Below are 13,798 nucleotides of genomic sequence, written 5' to 3'. Positions count from 1 at the left end.
TTTATTAACTTAAGGATTAGGAACACTCATGTCCAGAAAAGAATTAATGCAAGCGATTGTAGGTATTAAACATAAAAAAGATAAAGATATAGCGAGGCAATTAAAAGAGATCGCCAGCCGAGCTGGGAAAGTCCTAAAAAAATACAAGACACTGGATCTATTCTATGAGCATTCTTATTCTGTACACACCCCACTTGAAGCCACAATAGACGCAGCCTCTCTACCAGCGTTTCAATCTCTAATACGCCTTGGTGCAGATCCATTCTTTAAGCCAAAACCTGATATGCCATCTGCGGCAGATCTTCTCGCAAAGAATTATTTTGAACGATTTTCTAGCAAAGAAACGGCACCACTATTTGAATGGCTGACAACAGATAAAGAAAGCCCTCTATTCACCTGGAACAAACTCACTAGTCATGAACCGTTGTTTGAAAAATTTAAACAAGCCAATTTAATTCCCCAAAAACAGTATGTCAATGAATTACCCATACACGTAGCAATTGCAGCAGGCCGTATGGATTTGGTTCAAGAGGTATTATATGCGGCTGGTAATGTCCAAAAAGCAGGTGATATTAGGCACTTGAGTATTCTTCGTCCAGCGATCCACGCCGTACTTAAGGGCCAGAAAAACTCGCTCGAGATATTAGAATACTTACTGAGATTGGGAGCCAGCCCCAAAACATTGGATTCGAATAGCGCACCCGCAATCATACAAGCAATCACAGCTGGAATTTTTATCGAGAATGTCAAAGAAGAGGCAATATTGGCTGTTCTTGATTTACTCTTCCAACATGGTGCATCTCACTATGCGACCAACACTAATGGTTATACGCCCTTGATGCTCGCAATGATGAACGGGTATCCCAAACTGTTTGCTAACTTTTTAGATAAAGCAGATGCAAAAACTTTAAATCATCAGGCGCAAATTAAACCCAATTATTTGCTCTTTCAATTATTTGATCGCAGCGAAAATCGATTGTGGCAATTGGATATTCTAAAACTCTTACCCAAACTCAAAGAGAAGGGCTTAGAATTTAATAAAACGATTAACGGTCATCCTCTTGTAGCCCCCTTCAAAGAGTCTTCTTATAGTATAGGAGAAGTATACGCACAAAACATGTCTGTATTGCACTTCTATGTTGAAAATATGGCGCAAGCAATAGATGACCCCGTTCTATCGATGAATAAGCATCTTGCAATCATTCAAGCCTTAGTCGCAAATGGAGCAGACCCTAAAGTTAAAGCTACATTTACTCAAACTAAGGAGGAAAGGGAGGCATCATCTTATAGGACGAAACAAGTATGCTCTAGCATAGAACTTACCGCAGCAGAGTATGCCAGAAAAATCGTTGATAAAATCTTTAATCACCATAGTTTGGGTTATGATACTTATTTGCTTAAAATGTATAAAGAGGAAAATGACTTTTTAAAAAATATTACCTATCGAAACAAAGAAGAACAAATAAGATTACACAAAGCATTTCATCAATTCAGAAACCTAGAACTTGTTTTATCAGGAGAAAAGCCTATCCCCTATTCTGGTTTACCGGATATAGGAAAAATTGGGCGAGTGGCTTTGAAAAAAGAATCGCCACCAGTTGTAGTACCTGAATCTGGCGAAGCTAAATCAGCTATGGAAACAAATCACTTTGACCCCATACAATTCGAGGCTGATTTAACCAAAGCCAGAACTGAGCAACAGCAAGACAATTGGCAAGCGCTTAAAAAATCCCTCGTCACCTACACTAAAGAAGCTGGGTCATTAAAAGACTTTTTAGCACGAGTAGAGCAATTTAAAACGCCGTTGCAACTTCATTTCGATATAACAACCAATGACAAAGGTGAAATAATCCGCGGCTCAATGATATATCGTTTCTTCCACATATTTGATCCCCATAAATTTCCAACTTCCTGGGAGACTCTAAGAAAATTTGGACAAGATACCTATGGTGTAGACATTAATACTCCATATGATCAAGCGATTGAGCTACAGCTAACCATTTAGAGATGGATTCCCGTCTGTGTGGAAATGACAGAAATAAATTAACATAAATTCAATGAGTTATAAAAAAAATTCGTTTATTGACAGAAGTGTTCTTGATATATACAATGCTCAGCCTGGCGAATTATTTGTCACTCAATCGATCAATATGGAGGCTATAGCTCAAGTATGGTCAAACGTAATCCCCTTCAATTTTCAGTAGTTAGAGAAGATCCTGAAATTGAGAGAAAAGTCATTCTCTCCTCAAATGCAAAGGAGGTTTTACTCATTGCGTCAGGAGGTTGTACTGCACTTTCATTACAAGCTTACTTTCCTCATCTGAAGTTCACTTTAGTCGATCCTAATCCTGCGCAAATTCAATTAATACAAGAAAAAATGCACGCCTTAAAAAAAGCGTCTGCGACAGAAAGAAAAGCGTCTTTTAATGTAGAAAATAATGCTTTGTCTGGCCTCAATGAGGGTGGAAATTTTGAATCTCTGTTCCGTTCGTTCAGAAACTTTATTACTGAGTTTATTTTGAATGCCGAAGAATTAAAGGATCTTCTGACCCAACCTTTAAATCATGCCTCTCGAGTGAGAAGCATGCTGTTTGAACACAAATATTGGCAGGTTGCCTTTGATTTGTTTTTTCATCACAATTTTCTCGAAGCCATGTTTGGGCCCGAGGCAGTGCAACATGCGCCCAAAGGTTCCTATCCACAATATTTCAGAAAGGTTATCGAGCACGGGCTAGAAAAAGAAAACAGGTATCGCAACTATTTCATTCATCATATTTTTTTGGGACATTATGTCGACCAAGAGATTTGCCTTCCTTATTACCTCTTGGCTCCAGCACCAGAATATCGCTTCGAGTTTATTAATAATACGATTGATAAGGTCGAAAATTTTCACTCATTTGATCTGGTAAACCTTTCTAATATTTTTGATTGGATGGATGAGGACAAAATTGAGAGCCTTGCAAATCGCCTCAATCGTGAAATGAAACCCGGAGCACGATTGCTGACACGCCAGCTCAATAACCAAAAAGATTTTATGCAATACTTTTCTGGTCATTTTGAGCTTTTACGCGAGGAAAGCGCTGAATTACTAGCAAGCGATCGAAGTTTATTTTATTCACAAATCAATTGTGCCGTAAAAGTAGGATAAATATGAATCAGTTAATCGAACAAGTTCTCCGCGAAACCAATTATTTGAATAATCCTTATTTTATACATCTGCATAACGGGACTTTTGATAAAAGTGATTTTGTCGAAACACAAATCCAATTTTATTCTGCTGTTGAATTTTTTGCCCGCCCCATGGCTGCCTTGGTATCCAAGATTCCTTGCCCCGAACAAAGACTTGGAATTTTGAGAAATGTATGGGAAGAACATGGTGAAGGAGATAGTGAGCGATTTCATAAATTCACCTTTCTGACTTTTCTGCAGCGATTAGATGGATGTACTTTTACAGAGGTGCAGTCACGTGTCTTATGGCCAGAATTGCGAATTTTTAATTCAACGCTTGAAGGCGTATGCAACTCCGATAACTATTTGATTGGAGTTGGTACAATGGGAATCATCGAAAGAATGTTTTCTGATATTTCGTTTTTTATCGGACGTAGCGTGGTCGAACGGGGATGGATCACTTCCAGCCAGCTCATTCATTATGACCTTCATGAAAAATTAGATATTAAACACGCAGAAGACTTCTTTGCCATTCTGCGAACAGCCTGGAATACAGATCTTCAAGCACGCGATGCGATTGCGCAAGGACTACGTTTGGGAGCCACACTTTTTAATGGATTATATGAAGGACTCTTTCGTGCACGCAGCAGACGTTGGCTTCGGGAAGGTTTTGCAAATCATCACTTTGCGAAAGAGGAAAAGCAAGTACAAGAGGCTTAATTGACTATGAAATTAGTGCGTTTAACTCCCGAAAATAAAACGCTTTATCTTGAACAAATCCTCGATTTAGAGCGTGAAGTGACTTATCCCTACGGAGCGCATTTTTTTAAAATTGATCATGGTGAAGACTATTTTGCTTTTTTTGAGCGACTAGGAACACTCTATTATTACGTACTCGTCGACAAAGATCGGGTTGCTGGAGTAGTTGCAACGGTTTTGAGAACGCTTCCATCCCATATGGGTTTAAAAAAAATTTGGTACTATGGCGATCTGAAAATTCATCCGGATTATCGTGGTCGGCACTTACCCATTAAGATGGCGTACCAAATTTATTTGCGACACTTCCTGATCTGTTGGAATGGTTTTGGTATTTCGATGAACCCTGCTTCAGGTGGTAATCGAATCAAAAAACTTTCTCAGCGGTTTAAGTGGGTACCCGTAAGAGCAGATACTCAGATTAACCTATTTTCCTTAGATCACGCTGCCATGCAAAAAGCTCAGCCCCTTTTAGAGCAGCATCGAGGAGCAGTACGATTTCTATCACTGGAAGGAATCAAAGATCTGATTCTGACGCACGATCAAAGTAGAATTCCGGTTTTGCATGCTCAGTTTGGCGATCTTGGAGAAACAACTGGACATGAACGTGAGCCTCAAGAGGATCATATCCACATGTTTTGTGCTGTATCAACAGATCCTCTAGTCGCAGAACTGGAACAGATGCAGCTTGTACCTTCGTCTACGATCACCTTACTGAATCATGGGAAAAAACTACACAACTGGGATTGGATATTGACTAGCGATCTTTAAGCGAAGCGGAAATATAAATTATGGGACAAGCACATTTTAACGGGTTGGTATACACATTAACTAATGAGGATTCGCTCGTTGAAGCAGAGCTTCTTCCTGATAATACAGAGCGAGTCATCGCGATTGCAGGCAGTGGCAGCAGAATTGTGCCGCTACTGACCAAGTCGCCTAAAGAACTTGTTTGTGTCGATCTTTCTGTAGAACAGCTGTACCTGACTGAATTAAGAGTAGAAAGTGTACGACACTTGAGCCGCGACGAATTCATTCAATTTTTTGGTTACCCCAGTGCCAGCGATTCTGCGCAAAATAGGGAAGCTCTTTTTAAGAAATTAGTGACTTTGAGTCCCGCCGCTAAGGACTTTTTTTTAAATTTATTTAGCAACACGTCCTGGAAACCACTTCTTTATTCTGGAAAGTGGGAACAAAGCGTGCGCAAATTTAGCCTATTTATCCAGAAATTCGTAGGAAAAAAGGGCTTAAAAATTTTTGATTGTGTCACGTTGGAAGAACAAAAAGCTTATTATGCTCAGCAATTTCCCCAAAAAGCGTGGCACTGCTTTTTGCGAATTTATGCTGTGTTGATGCGAATCACCTGGAAAGTAAAACCCAATATATTCCCGCAAGTCGACCCAAACATCAGTTTTTATCAGCTTTATAAAAAGATTTTTGACGAGATGTTTTTCAATACCTTGGCTAGAGAAAATTACATCCTACAATTGATTTTTTATGGAAAAATTATATTTCCCGAAGCACTTCCAGCAGAATGTGATCCACTCCTGTTTCAGAAAGCAAAAGAGGCGCTGTTAACAACTCAGATCAGTTATGTTCAAGACGATATTATTTCCGTTATAGAAAAGAGTAAAACCAAAAATGGATTTATTTCTTTCTCAAATGCTCCCTCTTATTTTCCACAGGCAATGGCAAGGAACTACCTTGAACGAATTGCCTCCCAACTGTCTGAATCCGCGATACTTGTAGTACGGCATTTTCTCAATGATCCCGCCATTGCATGCCTCGATGGCTTCACCGATGTCTCAGAACGTTATGCAGATATTCTTGCCAAAGAGATTACCAAAACGTACGAGATACAGATTCTACACAATATAAATCGCTTATAAATTTTCTCAATTATTGGGAGCAACAGGCTCTTGCTGATCAAAGTCGATTCAAATTGATTGAAGTGCCAACCTTGCATCCAAGTTCAACTTTGACAAGAAATTGCCTATTGTAAACATCTGCTGTCTCGCAGCTCTCACTCCTTTTGGTGACACCCCGTATGGAAGCAATGCCACAGGAGTCGAATACAGCTATTTTAAGTTCTCTCTTTAAGCCTAAGTAAGTGGGCAGTGCCTTTCCCATCATGTTCTACACGTACGGCCATATCAAACGTCCCCCGTCTGGTGGTGCTTTCTTGACGATTCAACCAGCCGTATTAGAGAATGCATTTGTAATATCAGATATCCCTTAAAATGATTAATCCACTATAATAATGATGATTAATATTGATTCAGGAGGAAAAAATGTTTATTAAACCGTTAATTGCTGTGCTTAGCTTTACCCTGTACTTTAGTCCTATTTTAGCTGTAGCAGATCAAACAAAGATGTGTCATACCACCCAACAAGGAAAATGTGGTCGTTTTTGTCAAGCACATCAGGGCATGAAGTCTTGTATCATTGATATTACCACTAAAAGTGGTACTTGCACTTGTGTCGATGGGACCAGCCATACTAAATCATGATTCAGGTGACTCAAAAAATATACACTATAGATACTGTCTTTAAAAACGCGCTTATTTTTAAGGCAGTATCTAAATATTTTCAACGGCCGTTGGCTATTTTTGATGTTGTCATTAAAACGCTATATTAAAACCACACTGATTTTAATATAATTTTTTTATTAAATTGATACCTACTTTAAAATCAAATTCGTTTTTGCCTTAGAACGGTAATTTAACCCAATATTTGGATAAATTATAAATGATGAAAAATTCAGTTCCAAACTCCAGTTTAGCCTTACTGAGCTTTTCAGCTTTGGGTATCGTTTTTGGCGATATTGGCACAAGCCCACTTTATACCTTCAAAACAGTATTAACACTCATTGATGGTCATCTCAACACCAATGCAATACTAGGCTCGCTGTCATTGATTGTATGGACCCTTATCATTATCACCACAATTAAATATGTTTATTTTGCCATGGGTATTGATAACGATGGAGAAGGAGGCATTTTAGCTTTAATGTCTTTACTGGGTATCAAGCTTCATACTAGGCCTATTATCGTTGCTATGGGATTGTTTGGGGCCGCACTGATATACGGTGATGGTGCCATTACTCCGGCAATCTCAGTCCTCTCTGCACTAGAAGGTTTAAATATCATTACCCCCTCCCTTTCTCCCTATGTTTTACCCTTATCGGTTACCATTCTCATTGCGCTGTTTGCCATTCAGTTCAAAGGAACCGCTAAGATTGGGAAGATTTTTGGGCCAGTAATGGGGCTATGGTTTATCACGCTGAGTGTTTTAGGATTATGGGGTATTATTCAGCATCCCTCAGTGCTGAAAGCACTTAATCCATATTATGGGCTTCATTTTCTATTTTCCCATGGCATCAAAGGATTTCTGGTACTCGGAGGCGTATTTTTGTGTGTCACTGGAGCGGAAGCCCTCTATGCAGACATGGGGCACTTTGGTGCAAAGCCCATTCGCTTTGCATGGTTGGGGCTTGTATTTCCTAGCCTTGTCCTTAACTATGCCGGACAAGCAGCATTAGTGCTCGAAGGTGTGCCCTTATCAGATAATATATTTTATCGACTATGCCCTTCCACCTGCTTGATACCTCTGGTGATATTAGCAACCATTGCAACAATTATCGCCAGCCAGTCAATTATTAGCGGTACATTTTCCATGACGCGTCAAGCGATCCAGTTAGGATGGCTACCCAGATTGCGTATCACGCAAACCTCTTGTGAAGGATATGGACAAATCTATATTGGCGTTGCCAACTGGTTGCTTATGATAGCAACCGTTGGTCTTATTATAGGATTTAGAAAATCAGATAATCTGGCCGCAGCTTATGGTATTGCCGTATCGGCAACGATGCTGGCAACATCAGCACTACTATTTATCGCCTCGCGTGAAATATGGAATTGGGGTATCCTAAAAACTGGAATAATTGTCGGTACCTTCTTAATCATAGATACTGCTTTTTTCGGCGCCAATTTGTCAAAATTTATGGAAGGTGGCTATGTGCCGATTATTTTCGCTGTTTTTGTGTATGGGATTATGCTTATTTGGCATACCGGAACAAAAGCCGTTGCAAAACGGCTTAGTGAGGTGGTAGTTCCCATCAATACCTTTATGACCCATATCGCAGATGAACAAATTGCCCGAGTGCCAGGTGCCGCTGTTTTTCTCACCCGCACATCTGAGGGTGCACCTTCGGCGTTGATATGGCATGTCAGGCAGAATCGTGCTTTGCAGAAAAATGTTTTTATTTTAAAGGTGGAAACCAAGTCAATTCCTTGGGTAAAAAGCAGCGAGCGAATCACCTTAAAGGAAATTTATCCTAACGTCTGGCGAGCGGTTGCCTCCTATGGATTTATGGAGCGTCCGAATGTACCTAGAGTGATTAGACAAGTCATTAGTAAAAAAGCTCTTGCTCTCGATGACATGACCTACTATGTCGGCCACGCAAGAATTATCTCACGTGAGAAGGGAAAACATAGATTGCCTACCTGGATAGGTAAGCTCTACGCCTTCATGCAGCGTAATGCATTACATGAAAGTGAATACTTTCAAATGACCCCCGATTCAGTCGTAGAAATTGGCAGACAAGTGGATGTGTAACCTACGCAACCAGGCTACAGTTCGATTCAATCAAGATTTAACACAAGGGTTTATTACTGATGAAATGATTAAATAAGCCAAATAATCTCGCCGGTTGATCAATAGGCGCAAGATGCCCTGCATTACGCACCTTAACCTGGGTTAAGCCGCCTGCGGTTTTAGCATAACCAGCCACTTTGCCATCTGTATGCCATACACAGGTCGCTGCATGAGCAAATTCATTTTTGAATGGCCATTTGAGTGCAGAAAGCCATAATTCAGTACTTATAAAGTTTGAGTCCTTTCCATCTTCTAGACCATTATAAATCAATACCCGAATGCCCTTGGCAAGGATTTTAGGATATAAATCGGCAACAGAATCCTGTTCGCCAATTTCAAGCTGATCTGCTACTTGTTTACTAAAAGTATTAAATTGTTGAACACGCTTATCGATATGCAAAGCATGACGAACTTCAGGTTTATTTAAATAATGAATCATTAGCGTATCATCAGGTTCTGCACCTTTGGCAATATTAGCCAGATTAAGTCCACCACTTTCTTTCTCAATTAATTCCTGCATTTTCATACAAACCTGGTTTGCTTTGCGACTTGATGGCATGGTTTTTTCTATTTCTTTTGTACATAAATCATATAATTTTAATACTTGGTCTCGAACTTGACGGTCAATAAGACCATGTGAATAAGCAAAATCAGCATTAGCACGTTGTTGCAGACGAGGATTAACCCAGGCATCCCCAATTAACAGTCCTTTTAAATTAATTTTGGGGGTCGTCCCTGTTTCAGAAATAATTCGCATGGCTAATTGAGGCAAATATTTTCCAGCATAGGATTCACCGGCCAAATAAAATGGTTTCGATTCAAGCTCAGGATGCTGCTCAAAAAAAGTCTTAAGTGCAACATATAATTGATCGATTGCTTCTGACTCATTTGAAAACGTATGAGGCTCCCCATAAGAAAAACCAACGCCAGCAGGTTGATCAATGACTAAATAATTGGCTTTTTGGCTCCAAGAATAATGACGCTCTGATAACGTGCCATCTTTGTTAATGGCATAAGGACCATTTTCCATAAAAAAACCATACAGTGACGCTGCTCCAGGACCGCCATTTAGCCATAATACCAGCGGTGCATCAGCATTATGGGCTCTATTTTCAACATACCAATAGAATAAATTACCTGGTGCAGCATTACATTTTAGTTTTGAACAAGCAGAAGTCGCAAGAGGAAGATAGCCTGCATACTCTATATTCTTAAGCGTACCAAAGCCCGGTAAAGATACAATTCTATCATGTGAATTATCAGGAATATTAGGTAAAGAAGCAAAAGCAACTGTATATACGAAGAATAAAAACAAAAAAACAACATGCATAGCACTTCCATTATTGAATGATCAGGCATCTCTAATGGTAACACAAGAGTTGAAATGCCTTGAACACGCGTGACCCGGTTGGCTTGCAACCGGGTCTAATAGAAGCGCTGCTGCAAATTTCCTATCGCATCCCTTAAAGATCAAACATTCTATTAATGGAAACATTTACAGATTGCAACAATGTCGTTTTAAAAGTATCTTTTGTTGCCAGTATTCCTGTTGTTAAGAGGTTATCACCATTCATTGTCGATGTATTAGTAAATGACTGTTCATGTCGACTTACACGGCCTCCTAAAGCTGAAAAAGTATAAGACGCATCGATAAACCATGAAGGGGTAATAAAATAGGACGCTCCAATTTGAGCACCACCACCCCATGCCCACATGGTAGGCGAACCATAATTTACCAAACCGGTTACATTAAGAGTTTCACCATTGATAATGGCATAACCTATGGAATTATAGTTTTGCGATTGCAGACTGATTAATGAAGGTCCACCACCTAAATATATGCTTTTATTGCCAAATTGTTTGCCAATTAAAGCGAATAAATTCATATCATGGTTAATGGTTGTTTCAACAGAATCAGCAATTGCATATCCAAACATAGGGCTCGTAGTACCTGATGCACTAGTAAGCACACCGGTTTGAGGAAGGTAAACATCACGATTAGTTGCTATACCACCAAGATATTGATAAGTAAATTTAATCCCATAATAAACACTGTCATTATAGTTTCTTAAATACCCAGCCTGAACTTCCGGTGCTAAATTTTGGCTCTTATTTTTAAATGGAGCAGCGTTACCTTGGGCAATCCCAGTTGAGTTGTACACGCCATCAATATATAAACTCGAAATTCCTAGACCCCATGAATCTTGCTGAATTCTTAATGAGTTGTAATTTCCACCTACGCCAATAAAAAAACCTTGAGGGTTAGGTGCGGCGCCCATGGTACCTGCGAAAGCAGATGTTCCAAAAATAGAGAGAGATAAAATTGTATTTGTTAATTTGGAAAACACTTATAATCCTTTATAAAAAATGGGGAAATTAGTGTATTCACTAATTGACATGATTACAATCCTAATTAGGGAATTGTCAGCCAAGGCCCGAGCAAGGCTTGCTATCGTTCGAGTCGTTTCATTGATTGGTCAACACTTCCGCTGATCAGCAAAATGGGGACGGTTCAGGTCCTTCCCCATTTTCAAGCAGCTGGTGCAAGTGGCGCATTTTTTGAGGGAGCAGCAGTTAAATCGTTTGCAAGTATAAGATGATGCGACTGCAAATTTTTAAAGAAACGATCACGGCATGTAGTGGCAGATAATTTATTGGAAAGATCGACCATTTCGGGTATTGAATTAGACGTTAAATAAGTCGATACCGATAAAAACATGGCTGCAGCTAATTTTTTATTCTTAATCAGTTGTGGCCCTTGTAAAAGCCATACTTGCATCTCTGGCTGTAGCCAACCCATAGCTTGATTAAAATTAAGTTCCTGGGCCTTCATGAGCGTATTTAGTTTTGTTGCTTTGGGAACTAAGTGGACTACGTCTATTTTTGCTGCAGATTCTTTTAGTTCAGAGGCAATGGTGTATTGGAAATCCGAATGGAATGTTGCCAGTGTTTGCAATGCATCGCGTTCAGTAACAAACACAATTTGCGACAAATTAGCAGCAATTGTTTTTGACAATGTAAGTCGCTCAGCAGCATTCTGCGCTAACACTAAGACGTTATTTGCTGCCGTCACATGCCCGCCGCGAGCATAGCCAACTGCCATTTGCTGCAACAATAAGAATCGGTCAGCAGAATTCCGCACTAACGCTAAGACTTTATTTGCTTCCGCCACATGTCCACCGCAAGCATAACCTTATGCCATCCACAACAATGAAGCATTGAATTCTTTTCTTAAAAAATTAACGGCCTCTACATCACCTTCAGCTGCTAATTTACTCACAGCTGTATCATTCATTGTGACATGATGTACATCAATAGCAGCCAAAAGAAGTATTTCATTAATCGCTATTTTGGCTTCATTTCTATTAGGATTTTTTGCCAACTTGTAAATCTGGTCACAGAAACATGTATCCCCAGAAATGGGCTTATTTTGTAGTACTTTTTTAGAATCATCTTTAGACTCTAACTTACTGGCAGGCGTTGGCATAAAACAGGTACTCCACTACATAATGGCTTTAAACCCTCTAAAATTTTCGGCGTACTTAGCACACGTCATATTATGATTCTTTTTCATGCACACCATACAGTTTTACGGGCATTAGTTTGCCCTTCATTGTGACCTCGCCTATATCAATAAATTCATGTCGTTCAGGACGTTTCATCGCTTGGTAAACACTTTCACTGATCAGGATATTTTGCTCATATGTTTTTGTCATGGACTCTATGCGTGCAGCGGTATTCACTACATCACCAATCACCGTACTTTCCAGACGATTTGTCTCCCCAACAATGCCCAGCATTAATGCACCTGAGTTAATTCCTATGCCTACATGCACTTCTTGAGAGGCAAAAAGCCATGAGTTGGTTTTATTTAATACAGTAAGTTTTTTTAAAATGGCTACTGCTGAATTCACTGCATCATCGGCACACGTCTCTCCAGGAAAGAGTGCCATGATCGCGTCACCCACAAATTTATCAATAAATCCTTGATGTTCAACAATTATTGGGGACAACTGCTTAAGCACCGAGTTCACAAAATCAAAATTTCCTTGTGGGGTTAAGCTTTCAGATATTGTTGTAAAATTTCTAATATCTAAAAACAATACAGCAATGGTATGTTTTAAATTATCCCCAAGCGCCACTTCAAGAATATTTTTTTTGTTTAATAATTCAAGAAACTCATGAGGAACAAATCGCTCAAATGAATTAGTAATGCGTTCTTGTTTTCTAAATAATAGGTAAATTAAGATTGCAATTAATAATAATCCCACCATAGAGACAATAAACAACAAGGTTTGATTTCTAACTGCTGCTTTTTGTATGCTTTGATGCATATCTCTTGATAAATCAGTACGTAATAATCCTATTGGTTTAAATTCAAAATCCTTAAGTAGGCTATAAACAGCTAAACGTTGATTGTTAATTGGTTCAACATAAGAGCTACCGCTATCAATCATTTCTGCTAACTCTTTTTTCCCTTCCGGAGTTGTTGCAAGAATAGATGGTGCCTGCACAGAAATCGTATAATCTAATTTATGGCCTATTTTTTTAAGAAACTCTGGAGTTAGCGTTTTTCCAAAAATTATAAATCCATTGGGGTCCTTATTTTCATTAGAATCATCCGTGTAGTTAACAACATAATAACCAGGATAGGGCTGCGAAGGCAGTTGTAAAAAACCGGATATACCCACCGCATTGTTACCTGAATTATTGTATTTCTCTTTATATTTAATCAGCGATAATGCATTTTTTTTAAAGTAATCCAATACGCTTGGATCAATTGGATAAAATTTATTTGTCTGTAAATTATATCCTTGAGACCAAATGACATTGCCATCCATTGACAGAAAAATCACTTCATTAATATTTTTATCTTTAAAAAAGTCCTCAGCATAATTCGTGTTGATATATTCATTGTTAGGTTTTTGTATGTAGTTATAGGTATCATCCCAATAAGCCAAATCAGCAATCAACACATCGATATACTGTGAGTCTGAAATAACCGTACGCGCAACTCTTTGGCTTGCTTCTACAGCATCGCTGTATTCAAGGTGTTCAAAATCAGTAACAATGAGTTTTTTCGCAATGAAAAAACTTGCCCCAAACAGGACAAGCCAAATGGACAGGACAGCAATGACATACTTAGTCCTTAGATTCATCATCTTCATCCTTTTTATTGATGTACGTTTTTTGCATTGATTAGAGGAACGTTTAAGTT

At 39.0% G+C, this 13,798-nt stretch carries 12 protein-coding genes; 7 read left to right on the top strand and 5 right to left on the bottom strand.

All coding sequences use genetic code 11. The features are described 5' to 3' along the window. The first annotated feature begins 28 nt into the window (after window positions 1–28). The 7 genes from BGO44_RS06645 to BGO44_RS06615 all read left to right on the top strand — a co-directional run bounded on the left by BGO44_RS06645 (window position 29) and on the right by BGO44_RS06615 (window position 8,541). The gene (locus tag BGO44_RS06645; RefSeq protein ID WP_273197802.1) at window positions 29–2,005 is read left to right on the top strand and encodes an ankyrin repeat domain-containing protein; all 1,977 of its coding nucleotides are present in this window, start codon (window positions 29–31) and stop codon (window positions 2,003–2,005) included. A 165-nt stretch (window positions 2,006–2,170) separates the two neighbouring features. Then, entirely contained in the window at window positions 2,171–3,148 is a 978-nt protein-coding gene (locus BGO44_RS06640; protein ID WP_273197803.1) for a DUF3419 family protein, read from the top strand. A gap of 2 nt (window positions 3,149–3,150) precedes the next feature. After that, a complete protein-coding gene (locus BGO44_RS06635; RefSeq protein ID WP_273197804.1) occupies window positions 3,151–3,888 on the top strand; it encodes an iron-containing redox enzyme family protein in 738 nt (245 codons plus the stop codon). Then, window positions 3,889–4,695, top strand: coding sequence for a hypothetical protein (locus tag BGO44_RS06630; RefSeq protein ID WP_273197805.1), 807 nt, complete (start codon window positions 3,889–3,891; stop codon window positions 4,693–4,695). Window positions 4,696–4,715: 20 nt separating this feature from the next. Then, entirely contained in the window at window positions 4,716–5,813 is a 1,098-nt protein-coding gene (locus tag BGO44_RS06625) for a DUF3419 family protein (protein WP_273197806.1), read from the top strand. A 402-nt stretch (window positions 5,814–6,215) separates the two neighbouring features. After that, complete coding sequence (locus BGO44_RS06620; protein ID WP_058509723.1) at window positions 6,216–6,434, top strand: hypothetical protein; 219 nt, start codon at window positions 6,216–6,218, stop codon at window positions 6,432–6,434. 238 nt (window positions 6,435–6,672) lie between these two features. Then, the gene (locus tag BGO44_RS06615; RefSeq protein WP_273197808.1) at window positions 6,673–8,541 is read left to right on the top strand and encodes a potassium transporter Kup; all 1,869 of its coding nucleotides are present in this window, start codon (window positions 6,673–6,675) and stop codon (window positions 8,539–8,541) included. Window positions 8,542–8,578: 37 nt separating this feature from the next. On the opposite strand, the gene BGO44_RS06610 is transcribed toward BGO44_RS06615, so the two are convergent. The 5 genes from BGO44_RS06610 to BGO44_RS06590 all read right to left on the bottom strand — a co-directional run bounded on the left by BGO44_RS06610 (window position 8,579) and on the right by BGO44_RS06590 (window position 13,742). Next, a complete protein-coding gene (locus BGO44_RS06610; protein WP_273197810.1) occupies window positions 8,579–9,910 on the bottom strand; it encodes a S10 family peptidase in 1,332 nt (443 codons plus the stop codon). 133 nt (window positions 9,911–10,043) lie between these two features. Beyond that, window positions 10,044–10,928 (bottom strand): outer membrane protein, encoded by an 885-nt coding sequence (locus BGO44_RS06605; RefSeq protein ID WP_058509725.1) that lies wholly within the window; start codon window positions 10,926–10,928, stop codon window positions 10,044–10,046. A gap of 182 nt (window positions 10,929–11,110) precedes the next feature. Further along, the gene (locus tag BGO44_RS06600; RefSeq protein WP_058509726.1) at window positions 11,111–11,752 is read right to left on the bottom strand and encodes a hypothetical protein; all 642 of its coding nucleotides are present in this window, start codon (window positions 11,750–11,752) and stop codon (window positions 11,111–11,113) included. A gap of 21 nt (window positions 11,753–11,773) precedes the next feature. Then, window positions 11,774–12,067 (bottom strand): hypothetical protein, encoded by a 294-nt coding sequence (locus tag BGO44_RS06595; protein WP_273197811.1) that lies wholly within the window; start codon window positions 12,065–12,067, stop codon window positions 11,774–11,776. 70 nt (window positions 12,068–12,137) lie between these two features. Next, complete coding sequence (locus BGO44_RS06590; RefSeq protein ID WP_162264121.1) at window positions 12,138–13,742, bottom strand: adenylate/guanylate cyclase domain-containing protein; 1,605 nt, start codon at window positions 13,740–13,742, stop codon at window positions 12,138–12,140. Window positions 13,743–13,798: the final 56 nt, after the last annotated feature.

Source organism: Legionella sp. 39-23 (genome assembly GCF_001897665.1).
Lineage (GTDB): Bacteria > Pseudomonadota > Gammaproteobacteria > Legionellales > Legionellaceae > Legionella > Legionella steelei.
Note: the sequence above shows the minus strand (reverse complement) of the source record. Positions and strands in the feature narration are given on the sequence as shown.